This is a genomic window from Candidatus Binatia bacterium (assembly GCA_029243485.1).
Taxonomy (GTDB): Bacteria; Desulfobacterota; Binatia; order UBA12015; family UBA12015; genus VGTG01.
In genome coordinates this window covers 125,712-141,554 of sequence record JAQWRY010000001.1, presented here as the reverse complement: position 1 = coordinate 141,554, position 15,843 = coordinate 125,712, and the positions used below count along the sequence as shown (strand labels likewise).

Below are 15,843 nucleotides of genomic sequence, written 5' to 3'. Positions count from 1 at the left end.
GCGGGCGATTCTCTGTAGCGCAGCCTCCGGCGGCGATTCAACGGGAACCGTCGGTTTGCCTGCCCGGAGCCCGATTCATACCCTTGCGGGATGAGCCAGCCACGCCACTCGTCGCTCGATCCCTCCGACACCTTTGCCGAGCGCCACATCGGCCCGAGCGACGCCGACGTGGCGGAGATGCTCGAGGTCATCCAGTGTCCCTCCCTCGAGCAGCTGGCCGCGGAGACGGTCCCGGGGGCGATTCGGCTGGCAGAGCCGCTGAAGCTGCCCGGTCTGGGCGAGCGGGCTCCGGGGGAGAGTGAGCTGCTGGCGCGGCTGCGGACGATGGCGGAGCGCAACGTCGTTCAGCGCTCCTGCATCGGGATGGGCTATTCGGACACGATCGTCCCGCCGGTCATCCAGCGGAACATTCTCGAGAATCCCGGTTGGTACACTCAGTACACCCCGTATCAAGCCGAGATCTCGCAGGGACGGCTCGAGGCACTGATCAACTTCCAGACGATGGTCGCCGATCTGACCGGCCTCCCGCTCGCCAACGCCTCGCTTCTGGACGAAGCCACGGCCGCCGCCGAGGCGATGGGGATGTGTCGCGCTATCGCGCGCAAGGCCGACCGGTTCATCGTCGCGGCGGATTGCCATCCGCAGACGATCGGCGTGGTGCGGACGCGCGGGTCCTCGATGGGGATGGACGTTCAAGTCGTGGCGACGTCCGACATGAGCTTTACCAAGGGTGAAGACTGCGGGGTGCTCCTGCAGTATCCGACGACCGACGGCCGCGTGGAAGACTACCGCGATCTCGCCTCGCGCGCGCACGACGCCGGCGCGACGGTCGTGATGGCGGCCGATCTCCTGGCGCTCACCTTGTTGGCGCCTCCGGGCGAGCTGGGCGCGGACATCGCCGTCGGATCTACCCAGCGGTTCGGGGTTCCTCTCGGGTACGGCGGTCCGCACGCGGCGTACCTCTCGACGCACGAGAAGCACGCCCGTCGTCTGCCGGGTCGACTGATCGGCGTGTCGAAGGACGCGGACGGTGCGAACGCGTACCGTCTCGCAATTCAGACGCGGGAGCAGCACATCCGGCGCGATCGCGCGACGAGCAACATCTGCACGGCGCAGGTGCTGCTCGCGATCATGGCCGGCATGTACGCGGTTTACCATGGCCCCGACGGCCTCGCGCGGATCGCCGGGCGGGTTCGTCGTCTGTGTGGTGCTCTGGCGAGGGGTCTGCAGGAGGCCGGGCACGAGACGCCGTCGGGAATCTACTTCGACACGATCCGGGTCACCCCGGCCGGACGAAGTGGCGCCGACGTGATGGCCGCGGCGGATGCGGCTGGCATCAACCTTCGTGATTTTGGGGACGGGTCCGTCGGCATCGCGCTCGACGAGACCACCAACCGTGACGATGTCATCAGTATCCTAGGCGCCTTCGGCGTTGCTGCGCCGGATCTGGACGCGTTGGCCGACAAGGCGGATCTCGATCTGCCGGCGGCGTTCGAGCGGAAGAGTGCCTATCTCGAACACCCGGTGTTCCACTCCTACCGCGGCGAGCACGAGATGCTGCGGTATCTCCACCGGCTCGAGTCGCGCGACCTCTCGCTGAACGTGTCGATGATCCCGCTCGGCTCGTGCACAATGAAGCTCAATGCAACGAGCGAGATGCTCCCTGTGACGTGGCCTGAGTTCGGTGGGATTCATCCTTACGCCCCGAAGGAGCAAACGCTCGGGTACACGGAGATGTTGGGGCAACTCGAAGCGTGGCTCGGTGCGATCACGGGACTGCCCGCGGTCTCGCTCCAGCCCAACGCGGGGTCGCAGGGGGAGTATGCTGGCCTGCTCGCCATCGCGCGCTATCACCGCTCGCGCGGGGACACTGGGCGCGACGTCTGCCTCATTCCGGTTTCCGCACACGGCACGAATGCCGCTACTGCCGTGACGGCCGGCTTCCGGGTGGCGGCGGTCGCGTGTGACTCGAACGGCAACGTGGACGTGGAGGATCTCCGACGTCGCGCCGAGGAGTTCGCCGACGCGCTCGGTGCGTTGATGATTACGTACCCGTCGACCCACGGTGTCTTCGAAGCCGAGATCCAGGAGATCTGTCGAATCATCCACGACGCGGGCGGCCAGGTGTACATGGACGGCGCGAATCTGAACGCACAGGTCGGCCTGACGTCGCCGGCGCAGATTGGCGCCGACGTGTGTCACCTGAACCTGCACAAGACGTTCTGCATTCCGCATGGCGGGGGCGGTCCAGGCATGGGGCCGATCGCGGCCCGCGCTCATCTGGAGCCGTTTCTGCCGGGTGACCCGGTGAGCGGGGAGGGTGGCGTCTCGGCCGCGCCCTACGGGAGCCCCAGCATTCTGCCGATCAGTTGGGTCTACATCGCGCTCATGGGTGCCGCGGGGCTTCGCCGGGCGACGGAGATCGCGATCCTGAACGCGAACTACATGGCTCGACGCCTCTCCAAGGGATTCGACGTTCTCTACTCGGGCCCGGGCGGCCGGGTCGCGCACGAGTTCATCATCGATTGTCGGCCCTTCGAGAAGAGCGCGGGCGTGAACGTCGAGGACATTGCCAAGCGTCTCATGGACTACGGCTTCCACGCGCCGACAATGAGCTTCCCCGTCGCCGGGACGCTGATGATCGAGCCGACCGAGAGCGAGCCCCGGGCGGAGCTCGACCGGCTCTGTGACGCCCTCCTCACGATCCGACAAGAGATTCGCGAGGTGGAGAGCGGCGCGCTCGACAAGGACGACAACCCGCTGAAGAATGCCCCGCACACCGCGGGGGCGGTCAGCGACGACGTGTGGTCCCACCCGTACTCGCGCCGACGCGCCGCCTACCCGGCGCCGTGGCTGGCCGACTTCAAGTACTGGCCGCCCGTCGGTCGGATCGACAACGCGTACGGCGATCGCAACCTGTTCTGCACGTGCCCGCCACTAGAAGCGCTGGCGGAGGAGTCGGCCTAGGCCGGCGGTGCACTAGTCGAGATCTGCGATCACCGGCGCGTGATCGGAGGCGGACAGCCCGTCCTGTTTTTTGCGGTAGTCGCGGTCGATCTCGACGGACGTGACGCGATCGAGTGCGGGCCTTGTCGCGAGCAGGAAATCGATGCGCAGGCCCTGCTTCTTGTGGAACGCGCCACCGCGGTAATCCCACCAGGAGAACGCCTGGGTGTCCGGATGCCGGTCGCGGTAGATGTCGGTGAATCCCCAATCGGCCAGTCGGCGCAGGCGAGCGCGCTCCTCGTCCGTGTGGAAGATCTCGCCGGCATGGGCGTCCTCGTTCCAGCTGTCGAGCGGGGTGGGGCAGATGTTGAAGTCGCCTCCGAGGATGGCGGGCTTGGTCGGATCGAGCGTCGCGGCGAGGTGATCGGCCAGCGTGTCGTACCAGGCTAGCTTGCGCGGATAGTCGTCGTGCCCGAGGTGCTTTCCATTCGGGCAGTACACGGTGAGGAAGTCCAGATCGCCGGAGCGGATGTGCAGGAACCGTGCGCCGAAGTCTTCCTGGCCCGGGAGGCCGCGGGCGACGACTTCGACGTCCTCCCGCGCGAGCACGGCGACACCGTTCCAGCTCTTCTGGCCGTGCGTGACCGCCTTGTAGCCGGCGGCTTCGAACGCGAGGTGAGGGAACTTCTCGTCCATCATCTTCAGCTCTTGCAGGCCGACCAGGTCGGGTTGGCGCGCTGCGAGCCAATGCTCGATGTAGGCTTGGCGGGCGTTCAGCCCGTTGATGTTCCAGGTGACGACGCGCATGGCTCAGAGCTTGTTCAACCCGTCGAACGCCGCGACCTTGTAGCCCTCGGCGAGAGTTGGGTAGTTGAAGACGGCGTCGCGGAGGAACTCGATGGTGCCGCCGAAGTACATCACGGTCTGGCCGATGTGGACGAGTTCGGCGGCGCCGTCGCCGATGATGTGAACGCCGAGCAGCTTCAGGCTATCGGGATCGAATAGAATCTTGAGACGGCCGGTGCGGTCGCCGATCATCTGTCCCCGGGCGAGCTCGCTGAAGCGGGCCATGCCGACCTCGTACGGGATCTTGGCGTCCGTGAGCTGCTCTTCGGTCTTGCCGACCATCGAGATCTCCGGGAGAGTATAGATCCCATAGGGGAAGAGCTCCGGCGTGTGCTTGAACGGCACGCCGAACATGTGGCAGCTCGCGATTCGTCCCTGTTCCATCGAGGTGGACGCCAAGGCGGGAAAGCCGATCACGTCGCCCGCGGCGTAGATGTGCGAGGCGGTCGTCTGGAAGTTTTCGTCGACCTGGATTCGTCCGCGCTTGTCGACCTCGACCCCGGCGGCCTCTAGCCCGAGGCGATCTCCGTTTGCTTGTCGCCCGACGGTGAAGAGAAGCGTGTCGGCGGCGACCTTCTTCCCGCTCTCGAGCTGCGCGGACACGCGGTCGCGATCGTCGATGCCCACCGACACGACCTTCTCGCCGAAACGCAGCGTCGCGTTGTTCTCTCGGAGGTTGTAGAACAGCGCCTCCAGAATTTCGCGATCTACGAACTCGAGGACGTCGCGGCGACCATCGATGATCGTCACGTCCGCGCCGAGCGCCGTGGCCATCGCCGCGTACTCGAGGCCGATCACGCCGGCGCCCACGACGATGAGGGAGCGCACGACCTCCTGGTCCCCGCGGGACTCGCTCACGAACTGATCGGAGTCGAAGATGCGGCGGCCGTCGACCGGCACGGTAGGCGAGTGGGCGGGCCGCGCACCGCAGGCGATCAGGATCCCGTCGGCGGAGGCACGGATCGAAATCCCGTTGTCGCGTTTGATCTCGACTGTGTTTGGATCGACGAAGGTAGCGTGTCCGTCGAGGATCTCGACGCGGTTGCGGGCGAGCTGATCGCGAACCACGTCGAGTTCGCGATCGACGACTTCGGACACGCGGAGCGAGAGATCGCGGAACGTGACCCGGCGCTGGACGGCGTAACTTTTCCCGTAGAACGCCTTCTGCCGGTACCCGGAGAGGTACAGGACGGCCTCTCGGAGGGACTTGCTCGGGATCGTGCCGGTGTGGAGGCAGGTACCGCCCAGGACGAGCGCGCCGTCGGCGATCGCGACCCGCTTGCCGAGCTTGGCTGCGTTGATCGCGCCCTTCTGGCCCGCGGGTCCGCTCCCAATGACGAGTAGATCGAAATGCTCTTGTGACATCGACGCTCCCTTCGAATTCCGAACCATAGCCGATCCGGTTCGTGATGTCGCGGGTTTGCGGGGTGCCGGCGCAAAGACCCGCTCGGCACCCCGTCATACCTAGAGGAAACCCATGTCGAAGTTCTCGGTGGCCCACCGCTCATTCGGATCACCGGTGTCGAGCGGGAGAAGATTGGAGAGCACGGTGGCGTGCGGCACGTTCACCCAGTGCTTCATGATGGTCCCGTACACGTCCCGAAAGTCCGTCGAGCGGTACGGGTTCGCGACGTCCTGGGTGTAGATGGTATTCCCGCTTTCGAGGGAGCCGTCGGCGATGTCGGGGTGGTTCCCGTAGACGCCGCCGTTGACCGTGCCGCCGAGCACGAACATCGGCCCTTGCGTGCCATGGTCCGTCCCCGTGTCGTTCTGTAGGATCCGGCGGGAGAATTCGCTCCAGACGAAGACGATGAGCTTGTCCGCCACGCCCATGTCGTCGCAATCAGCGTAGAAGGTCTCGAGCGCCTGCCCGACCTCCTCGTGGTTGTTGTAGTGTCGTCCGCCCGGGCTCCCGCCGCCCTGGTCGGAGTGGTTGTCGTACCCGCCGTTGCGTAGCTCGAAGTAGCGAGCGTTCACGTTGGGGACTGCGTTCTCGACGCCGTAGATGATTTTCGAGATCTCACGAAGGTCTCGAGCCGCGCTGGTCCCGAGGTCGTCGTACATCTGATCGAACGACGGTCGGTCGTCCTCGTAGGCGTCGTGCAGGCCCGGGTAGCTATCGGCCGCGAGGAGCGTCGATTTGTCAGCCGCGCCGACTTGCGATTGGACCGGCTGGCCGGAGAGCAGAGACTCGTCGGCTAGTGCCATCAAGGCGTTTCGCCGGAAGGTCGAGTCGGAGCCATTGCTGCTGTCGTATGGGAAGTTGAACTGCTCCACGCGCGAGACCGTCAGCACGCTCGTAGTGGTCTGATCGAACTCGCCGGGGATCGACCCTCGAACCGCGACTGCCGGAATGTCCGAGGGGCCGAAGTGCGCCGCGAGATGTCGGCCGACCCAGCCCGTGCTGATCCCGGAACGATTTGGATCCGCGCGCTCCCAGACCTTGGCGGAGGTGTCGTGCGACAGGCTTGCGTTCGGGTACCCGCAGCCCTGGATCACGGCGACCTTGCCCTGGCCGTAGAGGTTCGAGAGTCCGTAGAGGCCCGGATGGAAGCCGAGCTGCGACCCGGTGTTGGGGTCGAGGAGGGAAGGGCCGCCCGGAACGAGCAGCTCGCCCGAGGAGAGACGGATTCCCCCGCTGCCGGTGTTGCGCGCCGCTTCATAGTCGGCGCGAAGGGCGCCGGAGCCGCCGTTGTCTACCGGCGTGATCGTGTTGAGGCCGTCGTTGCCTCCATCGAGGTAGAGCGAGACGACGTATCGATCGCCGAGCGTCATCGCCATCGCGTCACGCGTGAATGGATTGCCGAAGAGACTGGCGCCGACGACGCCGCCGGCAACCGCTCCGCTGCGGCCGAGAAACTGCCTGCGAGAAATAGCCATTTGGTTCTCCCCCTTCTAGTGGAGCTGGTAGGCCGGCGATTGCATCACGACGGCGAAAAGGCCGGCGAGCTTGCGCTCGACGACGTCCTCGTTTTCGAGGTCGATGGAGGACTGGACGCCCTCGTCGGTCAGGTAGTCGATCAAGATCGCGCGCTCCGTAGGAGAGATCCGATCGGAAACGCCGAGAACGTCCGTTACCGCGTCGACGATCGCCGGCGGGTCGGTGAGTTCGGTGTCCATCAACTTGTGTGGTCGAAAGCCGGTCGCACTGTTTCCGCGGGCGACCGTGAGATCGCGCGCGAAGATCGCCCGCGACAGCACCGTGCGGCTCGTGATCCACGAGTTCTCCCAATCCCAGCCGAATACGCTCGGAGGGTCGAAGAGTTCCTGGCCCATGTCGGAAAGGTGGTCGACGATGCGGCGCCGCGCGCCGCCGTCGAGTCGGGCATCCTTGCCCTTCAGCTTCATTCCGAGGAGCCGCATCGAGGTGACCGCGTAGTCGATCGGCCACTTCACGGAGCGCGGTGTCGCCGGGCCCGAACCGGCGGTCTCGTAGAACGCATCGCTCACGAGGATCGCGCGGATCAATGCGCCAAGGTCCCAGTTCGAATCGAAGCCGGATTCCGCGATGACCGCGTCCGCAGCGGCAGCCGTAGGCGGGTCCGACGTCGCGTACGCCCCGTGGGCAAAGTACTCGAGGAGGCGTCGGGCAATCCGGCGAGCGACGGTGTTCTCGCCGTCCGAGTCGGTGTGCTCGAAGAGGATGTCGATCACCTCCTCGATCTCCGTCGCCCCTTCACCGAGCGTCGTGAACGAGCGCCCACCCGGCCCGAAGCTGCCGGTGGTCTGGAAGATCACCTTCGGCCCCCGCTTGGGGAAGTCCTCCATGAAGTCGTGCCGGCTTTCTTGCAGGAAGGGGTCGTCTTTCTCGTTGAGACGCCATCCACTGAACGCACGCGCGATCTGGACGATGTCTTCCTGTTCGTAGTTGTTGTTTCCCTGGAAGTCCGTCACTCCGACGGTGAAGAGCTCCAGGAGTTCGCGCGGGTAGTTCTCGTTCGGTTGTTCTTTGCGATTCCGGACCGTGTCCAGGAAGTCCATCATCGCCGGGTCGAGATTGATGTCCTTCACCAGCTGCTTGAAGTCCCCGATGCAGCCTTGGCGCAGAAGGCGGTTCTGATTCGCCATCTGCAGGTCATCGCCGAGGGTGTCGTTGTTCGTCGCGAAATGATCGTGCAGGAACAGCACCATCTTTTCCTGCAGTGCTCGCTTCCCCTTCAGCATGTACTTGAACCAACTGACCTGCCGGGCGCGTATGTCTTTGCCGCCCGGACGAAAGTTCGCTGGTTTGAACTTCAAGAGCTTGTCAGCGGCCGCCCCACGCGTGGGGTACTTCGCCGACATCTTCTCCACCTCTTTCGGCTTCGCTCCGAATCCGGTGCGGCGCAAAAGGTGGCGCACGTCTCCCGCCGACAAGGCGGTATTCTCGTCTCCCATGGTCCCCCTCCGGTTGCTTGGTAGTGAGCAGTGAACGCTGCAACGTCAAGCATAAGTGAAAGTCATGCTGACGGCTCAATCACTTCGCACCAGGGTAGAGCGACGCAAAGTTGGAACAAGAGAGAGAGCGCCCCATCTCGCGGCACCGCGTGTGCAGAGTGAGCCGAGTACGCAGACGACGGGGACAGCGCAACGGCGCACGAATGGTGGGGGCGGTGTGGGGCCAGGCCGGGTGGGGCGACGGTGCTTCTCGCGCCGTGCCCGCGGTCCACGGCGGAGCAGTATTGTTAGACTGAGTGAGGATCGAGCGGGCGGGCTGTACGGAGGCCTCGGGGCCAAGCACGAGGAGGCACTCGTTCGAGCCGTACGCGGCGCCTCGTGAGTGGCCTGTTCGTTCTTGGATGCCTTGGTTCTGGCCGGTGCGTGCAAGCTCGGGCCCAGATCAGCGGGGCCGATCCATGACTCTCGCAGGCTACCCTCTCCGGCTGGAGGACTCGGCGGGAGGCTAGAGCCCCCCCCCCCCGACGTGATCGAGCGGAGTGGGCCGCGACTCGAATCAGCCAGGCACGTATGCCGGGTCGAGCATCCCGCGGCGTCGCATCCGACTGCTGACCACCGTGTACCCGTGAAGCAGGCTTCACACGACGAGTGCTGCCACCGCCCGGTCAACGAGCGCGACTCCTCGGATGCGCGGAGTACCAGCAGAGGAACCTCCAACAATCCTGGTACGCTGCGGCGCGGCTACTTCTTCTCGTCGTCCTTCGGAACGAAGTCCAGGCTCGCGGAGTTGATGCAGTATCGAAGTCCGGTCGGCGTCGGGCCGTCGTCGAAGACGTGGCCGAGGTGCGACTCGCAGGCGGCGCAGTGGACTTCCGTTCGGCGCATGCCGTGGCTCGCGTCGACTTCTTCGGCGACGCTGCCGTCTGCGGAGGGCGTGTGGAAGCTGGGCCAGCCGGTTCCCGAGTCGAATTTCGTGTCGGAGGCGAAGAGCTCCGCGCCGCAGCCAGCACAGGCATACTTGCCGGCCTCATGATGGTCCCAGTAGGCACCGGAGAAGGCGCGCTCGGTGGCCTTCTCGCGGCAGACGGCGAACTGCTCGGGAGAGAGCTCAGCCTTCCATTCCTCGTGGGATTTCTCGACCTTCTTCGTCATCGTAGCTCCTACCGTGTGGGACGTCGCGGGCGACGCGACATCATTGACGGTAACCGGTCGGGGGACAGAGGAAAAGCCCGGCGGATGGCGAAGTGTCTGCCTCGTCGCAGGGGGAGGGGCTGGGGCCACCGCCGGTGCCGCTAGCGGCGGCCGCGGGCGCCCGCGTGGCTTTCGGCCTCGCGCGCAGCGTTCTAGAGGTCGTCACCGCGGCCGGGTAGGACGATCGTACCCGAATAGTCGCGGCGGATGCTGGTGAGGCCCTCCCATTGGCCTTCGAGAGTCGCCATCGCGGCCTCGCGCCGCTTCTCGCGGTCGAGCGAGGCTTCGGAAGCGTGGCGGAGGTCCCACTCGGTGAGAGCTTCGCGGATGGCGGACCCGAGCTCCGAGGCCCGCACCGGTTTCAGGAGGAATCGGGAGGCCTGGCCCTCGTTGATGGCCCGCATGGCGCCGTCGACGGCGCTCTGGCCGGTGACCATCATGCGCACGACATCGGGGTACTCCAGCTGGATCCGCGACAGGAAATCCGTCCCGGTCATGCCAAGCATCCGCTCGTCGGAGACCACCACCGAGAATCGTTGCTCCGCCATCATTTCCAGAGCAGTTTCGGCCCCGGCTGCGACCTCGATCTCGTAGGGCTCCCGACGCAGCAGCTTGCGGAACATCTCCAGAATCTCGACGTCGTCGTCGACCAGCAGGACGCCGTGCGTCATGGAAAGTTCCCCTTTGAAAGTCAATTCTTCGTCGCCTGCGTCACGATTTCGTCACAGATGCCGCGCTGGGGCCGCATGGAACGGCCCTGCGTCACATCAGAGCAGTGAAGTAAGCAACGCTCATGCCGACCGGCGGGGAGACCGGGGGGGAGACCGGCGGGGAGACCGGCGGCAGAGACGGGAGTCAGTCGAAGCTGCGTTCGAAGAGGTCGGCGATGGCCTGTTTGCCGCCCTCGGCGAGGAACCGGGTGCCGGTGCCCGTAAACTGGGCATGCGAGATCACGGGCGGCTCGGTGCCGTCCCAGGAGTCGCCGTTCCATCGTGACCAGCGGCCCTCGTCCTGGTCGAAGACGAAGAGGGGCTTGTTGCAGAGCTTGGCGAACTCCGCGCCCCAGCCGGTCCCGCCCTTGACGGTACCGTCCTGCAGGATGCGGCCGATCACGTAGACTTCCTGGCCGGTGTTCACCTGATGCCAGATGCTCTGGAGGACCTTCTTGAACAGGGGAGTGTTCGGGTACTTTCGGTGCATGAGGCGGCTCACGTAGGTGAGACTGACGTCGCCCCTTTCAAGCTCCGCGTGCGTCAGCACCCGGATCCCGCGGGAGCGGGCGTCGTTGTGACCCTCGAAGGTGAAGTTCACTTCTTCGATGCCGTAGCGCTCGGCGGCGGCCCCGAACTCGGACTCCGCACCGCTTGCGGCTCCACTGAACAGGATGCACTCGTCGCGTTTCACCATGGTCCTCCGGATCCAGCGAATTTGTCCCCGATCGGGCGGCGCCGGTCAACCGGGGCTGCCTCGGTGGAGTCGGACGCGCCGGATTCGCTAAGACGTTTGTCATGCCGGATTCTCGCGACCCCGCCGTGAAGCGCTCGACCGTTCCCCCGAAGAACCCGTCGCGCCGCGAGGTCCTTCGGGCTGTTGCCGGTATAGGGGCGGTTGCCGTCGCCGCGCCGCTGTCCGCACCCCAGGACGCCGAAGCGTTCGGGAAATCGACGACGGCGTCGGGACCGCTTGCGCCGGTGCGGTACCGACTGGCGCTTTCGAAGGAAGACATGGCACCGGTGGGTCGTCCGCAGGGCGCGCTCGTCGTGAACGGCGTTCTACCTGCGCCCGAGATTCGATTCCGCGAAGGGTTTCTCTTGCGGACCGAGGTGATCAACGGCCTCGAACAACCGACGGCCTTTCACTTCCATGGCCTGCCCGTGCCCAACCCGATGGACGGAGAGATCGGCATCACACAGCTCCCTATTCGCCCGGGCAACGTGTCGATCTACGAGTTTCCCGCAGCCGAGCCGGGGACGTACTGGTACCACTCGACCGTCGGGTTCCAGCGGCAACTCGGTCTCGCCGGAGCGTTCGTGGTCGAGGAACGGGAGAATCCGTACGGCACGAAGCGCGACCAGGTCGTGTTCTTGTCGGATTGGGAAACCGGCGATCCCGCCGCAGTGTTGTCGGGGCTCCGCAAGCGCGGAGGCAAGCCGAAGGCGTCGACGCACGAACGCTTCGTGAACCCCGGTCCCGACGGCAAGCCGTTCCCGAGCGAGGTCAACTTCTCCGCGTTCCTGATGAACGGTCACGGCCACGGGAACGCCTGGACGTGTAAGGCGGCCGAGGGCGATCGCGTCCGCCTTCGCGTGATCAATGGATCGTCTCAGACGTTCTTCCGTTTCATGGTGACCGGTCATCGTCTAGAGGTCGTGGCTGCGGACGGGCGCGCCGTCGAGCCCGTCGTCGTGGACGATCTCGTGATCGGAATCGGTGAGCGGTACGACGTGATCGTCACCGTCGGCGAACAGGGGGCCTACGCGATTCGGGCGGCGGCTCTGGGGCAGTCGGGGGGAGCCGTCGGAGTGTTGCACACGCCCGACGCGAAGCCGGTTGTGAGCACTGTTCCGCCCCGGTGGGAGGGTGAGCGCCTTCGGTACGACATGCTTCGCGCGAAGGAGCCGCGGACGCTTCCAGAGGGACCTCGTCGAAACCTCCGGATCTCCCTCGCCGAGGTTCCGGGGGAGTATCGCTACACCATAAACGGAAAGTCCTTCCCGGAGGATCCGACGGCCGGCACGGCCCCGGGGCCGCTCCGGATCCAGCCGGGCGAGCGGGTCCGCATGGAGATCGACAACAAGACGTCCCAGTTCCAGTCGATGCACCTGCACGGCCACGTCTTCCGGCTCCTGCTCGACGGGGTGGATCCCGCCGTGGCCCCGCGGAAGGACACGCTGATCGTCGCGCCGGGCGAGCGCACACACCTCGAGTTCGCAGCCGACAATCCGGGTCGCTGGTTGTTGGACAGTGTCGCGTTGTACCGCCGTCGCGCCGGGCTCGCTCGAGTGGTCGCGTACCTGGCCGGGACGGCGACGATCTAGTGCCCGCCAGGGGAGATGGGGCTGTCGGTGGCTGCGCCTCGCGTACGTTGAACTAGGGTTTGTCACCCTCGGCATGGTCGGCGGAGCCTCGCACGCGTAGCGGCTGTGGATGTCTTCCTTCCCGGGCGTCTTGTTGGTCGCGCTGTTTTCGACTTCGGCTACGACCCAGAGCTTCGTGACCGAAGCGATCAGCGGTACACGCGGCGTTCTGGTGTGCCGCATCACAAGCGACGCCCGCGAAGAACGCGTGGTCCGCGTCGAGGCCCTCGATCACGTGGGCATGGCGACGACCGATTCGGGGAGGTTCCGCCTGGCCGCCGGGGCGACGTATCTGGCGACGGGCGGTGTCGAAGCTCGTCGCTGCCGGTTCACGGTCGTCGGACCGGTTGCGGGAGTGCGCGCGCACGGTCTCGTGCTCGCGACAGGGAGCCGTCCCGTGTCGGTGTCGCCGGCGCCGCTGCTGCGTTGAGCCTTCCGGCTAACCTTTCGTTTCGACGAGGATCTCGCGGTATCGCCCGCGGCCGGCGCTGCGCGAGCCCGATGCGTTCCCCGCCGGCGACCTCGGCCTGCGGAAGATTCTCGGCAACGGCGCGCCGCTGCGCGAAAAGGAACTCGCAGAGCAGGCAGAGAGCTGGCGCCCGTGGCGTTCCTACGCAGCGATGGCGATCTGGGGGACCGACGCGGCGTGACCGCCCCGCTTACTTCGATGGAGACCTGGACGCTCTTCGTCGCATCGAGGTCGATCCGGGCGGCACGGCATTTCAGTCCGCGCTCTGGCGCCGACTTCGGCGAGTGGAGGTGGGTTCGACGAAGACATACGGGGAAATGGCGACTTCGCTCGGCTCCCCGAAAGCCAGTCGCGCCGTCGGTGCCGCGAACGGCGCGAATCCCATCTCGGTCATCATCCCGTGTCACCGTCTGGTGAGTTCCACGGGCTCCCTCACGGGATACGCCTTTGGCATTCATCGCAAAGCGCTGGCTTCTGGACCACGAGGCCCAGAGCTCCTGCGTACGGCTGTGCTGGTTCTCAGGCTCCTTCGCGCGTGCGAGCGATCGCGAGATTCGGCGACGGCGGGAGATTCAGGACGCCGCGCGGGAACAGATCGACGAGGTACTCGACGATGTGCCGCATCGCGATCACGCCGGCGGGTCGGCCGTGGCGGTCGACGAGCGGGATGTGGCGGAAGCCGCCGATCGTCATCTTGTTCAGCGCGTACGCGACGCTGTCATCGAGTCTCAGGCACTCGGGATCTCGGGTCATGAGATCCTCGACGGCGGTGCGGTCGACGTCGATGTCGGTCCCGACGAGCTTGGTGAGAACGTCCCGCTCGGTGAACACGCCGGCGAGGAGACCGTCTTCGACGATCAGCACGCACCCGACGCGCTCTTGGTTCAAGCGCTGGATGACCGCGCGAAGGGTTGTACGCCGGTCGAGCTGAATCGGGTCGCGGAGGCTGGGAAGCGACCCGATGGGCTTCTCGAGAATCTCGGCTTCAATCGAGCTCCCTGCGTCGGCTCGCTCTGAGGCGATCGCCGCTTCTTCCTCGAGGATGCTGTCTCGAATCATGGAAACCTCCGCTTTCTGGGATTGTGTTCCGGCGTGAGCACGCCCGAAGCTGGTCGCGAGTATTCACCCCTCCGTGCTGCGAGGCAAGACGCAACGTGTCTCTTCCTCCGGCCCGTTTGCTGTGTCAAAACGGGGTTCCGATGACGCCGACCACCCGTTCGGAGAGCCCAATGTTTCGGGCCTGGCGCTTTCTTCGGATGCTTGCGCTCCGGTTTTACGACGATAGGTGCCTGATCCAAGCGTCCGCGTTGGCCTACACGACCCTACTTTCGCTCGTGCCGCTGCTGGCTCTGATGTTCGCGGCCCTAAGGGGCCTGGGTTCCGCCGAGCGACTGGAGCACTGGCTCCTGACCCAGCTGGGGCTCAGCTCGCAGGTGACCGAGCGCATCATCGGCTTCGTCGGCGAGATGAACGCGGGGACGCTTACGAGCCTGGGCGTCATCGCGCTACTCTTCACCGCGATCTCGGTTCTCGGAAACGTCGAGGCGAGTCTCAACCACATCTGGCGCATCCATACGGGCCGCGTGTGGTGGCGCAAGCTGAGCGACTACATGAGCGTCGTCTTGCTGACGCCGTTCTTGTTGCTCGCGGGCTTTGGTGCGACCTCGTTTCTCGCGGAGCAGGAGACGCTAAAAGGCCTCCTCGCCAACGAGATCATCGGGGACGTCTGGGCGCAGGGGCTTCGCCTCGTCCCGTACGGTTTCAACGTGCTCGCTCTGGCGATCGTGTACACCGTCATGCCCAATCGCAGGCCCCACTTCCGTGCGATCCTCATCGCCGCGATTCTCGCGGGCATCTCCTGGCAGATCGTGCAGATCGCGTACGTCCAGCTGCAGATAGGTGTGGTCCGGGCGAACGTCGTGTACGGCGCGCTGGCGCAGGTGCCGGTGACGCTGGTGTGGGTCTACGTCAGCTGGACGATCGTGCTCGCCGGCGCGGAGGTCGCGGCGATGGTCGAGTTCGGTGTTGACGCCGTCGAGCTCGAGGGCGCACCTCCGCCGCAGTGGGCGGTCGCGACGCAGGCGCTTCTTCGGGCCGCGGAGCGCTTCGAGGGGGAAGGCGGCGGGATTGAACCGCGGGCGCTGGCTCGTGAGATCCAGGTCGAGACGGGCGTCGTTGAACGAGTCGCTGAGCGACTGCGCGTGAGCGGGTTCCTCGTTGCGTTGGCGGGGTCCCGGGGCTTGTACGCACTCGGCCGGGATCCGGCGGCGATCGATCTCGGAGACGTCGCCGCTTCTCTCGTGGAGAGCGCTGGGGCCCGGCAGTGGGATCCGCGACTGGGTGGTCTGTTAGGGCGAGCGGGGCGCGGGCAGCAGCAGGTCTTTGCGAATCTGTCGCTGGCAGATCTCCTGGCCGAGAAGCACGCGCCGGAGGCGACGGTAAGCTCCGTCGCGGCAGCCCCCGCCGAAGGGCGGTCCTGAGATCCGTTCGTGCGCGCGCCTCCGTGGAAGACGCTCGTCCGCGAACTCGCGGACTCCGGGTTCGAGAGTCCCTACCTGGACCGGCTGAAGCGAAAGATCGACATCGAACTTGGGGCGGAAGAACTCGAGAAGGAGATCGTGCAGGAGATGGCCTCTGCGCTTGGCCGCTCCGGGGACAAGGTCGACCTCGCGCTCTTGCGACTCGACGTCGTCGCGCGAGCGATCGACAACGCGCAGGCGCCGGCGGAGAGACGGAAGCGCGTCTCTGATTGGAACGCGGCTCGCGAGGAAGCGATCGAGGCGCGGTATGAGCTGCGGATCCATCGCGAGGCGGTCGGTATCCGGAGCAATCGGGTGTTGGAATCGATTTACCCGATCCCTCCGCGGCGGAGCTTCGTACCGGACTAGCGCCGGCCGGGGCGGACCGCGTCGACTTGCGCGAGCCCGTAGCCTTCAC

The 15,843-nt window shown here is 65.9% G+C and carries 13 protein-coding genes; 5 read left to right on the top strand and 8 right to left on the bottom strand.

Annotation, left to right across the window (positions count from 1 at the left end; translation table 11 throughout):
• The first annotated feature begins 90 nt into the window (after positions 1-90).
• Positions 91-2,967 (top strand): aminomethyl-transferring glycine dehydrogenase, encoded by a 2,877-nt coding sequence (gcvP, locus tag P8R42_00690; GenBank protein ID MDG2303163.1) that lies wholly within the window; start codon positions 91-93, stop codon positions 2,965-2,967.
• A gap of 12 nt (positions 2,968-2,979) precedes the next feature.
• On the opposite strand, the gene P8R42_00685 is transcribed toward gcvP, so the two are convergent.
• From P8R42_00685 to P8R42_00655, 7 genes are all read right to left on the bottom strand, one after another.
• Positions 2,980-3,753 carry an exodeoxyribonuclease III gene (locus P8R42_00685; protein ID MDG2303162.1) on the bottom strand — a complete coding sequence of 258 codons (774 nt, stop codon included), beginning with the start codon at positions 3,751-3,753 and terminating at the stop codon, positions 2,980-2,982.
• Positions 3,754-3,756: 3 nt separating this feature from the next.
• A complete protein-coding gene (gene sthA, locus P8R42_00680; protein MDG2303161.1) occupies positions 3,757-5,157 on the bottom strand; it encodes a Si-specific NAD(P)(+) transhydrogenase in 1,401 nt (466 codons plus the stop codon).
• A 99-nt stretch (positions 5,158-5,256) separates the two neighbouring features.
• Positions 5,257-6,672, bottom strand: a complete 1,416-nt coding sequence (locus P8R42_00675) for a DUF1501 domain-containing protein (GenBank protein MDG2303160.1) — start codon at positions 6,670-6,672, stop codon at positions 5,257-5,259.
• Positions 6,673-6,687: 15 nt separating this feature from the next.
• Positions 6,688-8,169: a DUF1800 family protein gene (locus P8R42_00670; protein ID MDG2303159.1), complete on the bottom strand. Its 1,482-nt coding sequence runs from the start codon at positions 8,167-8,169 to the stop codon at positions 6,688-6,690.
• A 741-nt stretch (positions 8,170-8,910) separates the two neighbouring features.
• Positions 8,911-9,321, bottom strand: coding sequence for a peptide-methionine (R)-S-oxide reductase MsrB (msrB, locus tag P8R42_00665; GenBank protein MDG2303158.1), 411 nt, complete (start codon positions 9,319-9,321; stop codon positions 8,911-8,913).
• Positions 9,322-9,512: 191 nt separating this feature from the next.
• A complete protein-coding gene (locus tag P8R42_00660) occupies positions 9,513-10,031 on the bottom strand; it encodes a response regulator (protein MDG2303157.1) in 519 nt (172 codons plus the stop codon).
• Positions 10,032-10,215: 184 nt separating this feature from the next.
• Complete coding sequence (locus P8R42_00655; protein MDG2303156.1) at positions 10,216-10,767, bottom strand: hypothetical protein; 552 nt, start codon at positions 10,765-10,767, stop codon at positions 10,216-10,218.
• A gap of 101 nt (positions 10,768-10,868) precedes the next feature.
• Between P8R42_00655 and P8R42_00650 the strand changes: the two genes are divergently transcribed.
• Positions 10,869-12,398 carry a multicopper oxidase family protein gene (locus tag P8R42_00650; protein ID MDG2303155.1) on the top strand — a complete coding sequence of 510 codons (1,530 nt, stop codon included), beginning with the start codon at positions 10,869-10,871 and terminating at the stop codon, positions 12,396-12,398.
• Between the two features lie 109 nt (positions 12,399-12,507).
• A complete protein-coding gene (locus tag P8R42_00645) occupies positions 12,508-12,867 on the top strand; it encodes a hypothetical protein (GenBank protein ID MDG2303154.1) in 360 nt (119 codons plus the stop codon).
• A 558-nt stretch (positions 12,868-13,425) separates the two neighbouring features.
• Here P8R42_00645 and P8R42_00640 read toward each other — a convergent pair.
• Positions 13,426-13,965, bottom strand: coding sequence for a CBS domain-containing protein (locus tag P8R42_00640; GenBank protein MDG2303153.1), 540 nt, complete (start codon positions 13,963-13,965; stop codon positions 13,426-13,428).
• A gap of 170 nt (positions 13,966-14,135) precedes the next feature.
• Here P8R42_00640 and P8R42_00635 point away from each other — a divergent pair, with 170 nt between their 5' ends.
• Both P8R42_00635 and P8R42_00630 read left to right on the top strand, forming a co-directional pair.
• Positions 14,136-15,386, top strand: coding sequence for a YhjD/YihY/BrkB family envelope integrity protein (locus tag P8R42_00635; GenBank protein MDG2303152.1), 1,251 nt, complete (start codon positions 14,136-14,138; stop codon positions 15,384-15,386).
• Positions 15,387-15,395: 9 nt separating this feature from the next.
• Positions 15,396-15,794, top strand: a complete 399-nt coding sequence (locus P8R42_00630) for a hypothetical protein (GenBank protein MDG2303151.1) — start codon at positions 15,396-15,398, stop codon at positions 15,792-15,794.
• The last annotated feature ends 49 nt before the right edge of the window (positions 15,795-15,843 follow it).

Coding starts and splice junctions, on each gene's coding strand:
- gcvP (MDG2303163.1), top strand. CDS start 91: ATGAGCCAGCCACGCCACTCGTCGCTCGATCCCTCCGACACCTTTGCC.
- P8R42_00685 (MDG2303162.1), bottom strand. CDS start 3,753: ATGCGCGTCGTCACCTGGAACATCAACGGGCTGAACGCCCGCCAAGCC.
- sthA (MDG2303161.1), bottom strand. CDS start 5,157: ATGTCACAAGAGCATTTCGATCTACTCGTCATTGGGAGCGGACCCGCG.
- P8R42_00675 (MDG2303160.1), bottom strand. CDS start 6,672: ATGGCTATTTCTCGCAGGCAGTTTCTCGGCCGCAGCGGAGCGGTTGCC.
- P8R42_00670 (MDG2303159.1), bottom strand. CDS start 8,169: ATGGGAGACGAGAATACCGCCTTGTCGGCGGGAGACGTGCGCCACCTT.
- msrB (MDG2303158.1), bottom strand. CDS start 9,321: ATGACGAAGAAGGTCGAGAAATCCCACGAGGAATGGAAGGCTGAGCTC.
- P8R42_00660 (MDG2303157.1), bottom strand. CDS start 10,031: ATGACGCACGGCGTCCTGCTGGTCGACGACGACGTCGAGATTCTGGAG.
- P8R42_00655 (MDG2303156.1), bottom strand. CDS start 10,767: ATGGTGAAACGCGACGAGTGCATCCTGTTCAGTGGAGCCGCAAGCGGT.
- P8R42_00650 (MDG2303155.1), top strand. CDS start 10,869: ATGCCGGATTCTCGCGACCCCGCCGTGAAGCGCTCGACCGTTCCCCCG.
- P8R42_00645 (MDG2303154.1), top strand. CDS start 12,508: ATGTCTTCCTTCCCGGGCGTCTTGTTGGTCGCGCTGTTTTCGACTTCG.
- P8R42_00640 (MDG2303153.1), bottom strand. CDS start 13,965: ATGATTCGAGACAGCATCCTCGAGGAAGAAGCGGCGATCGCCTCAGAG.
- P8R42_00635 (MDG2303152.1), top strand. CDS start 14,136: ATGTTTCGGGCCTGGCGCTTTCTTCGGATGCTTGCGCTCCGGTTTTAC.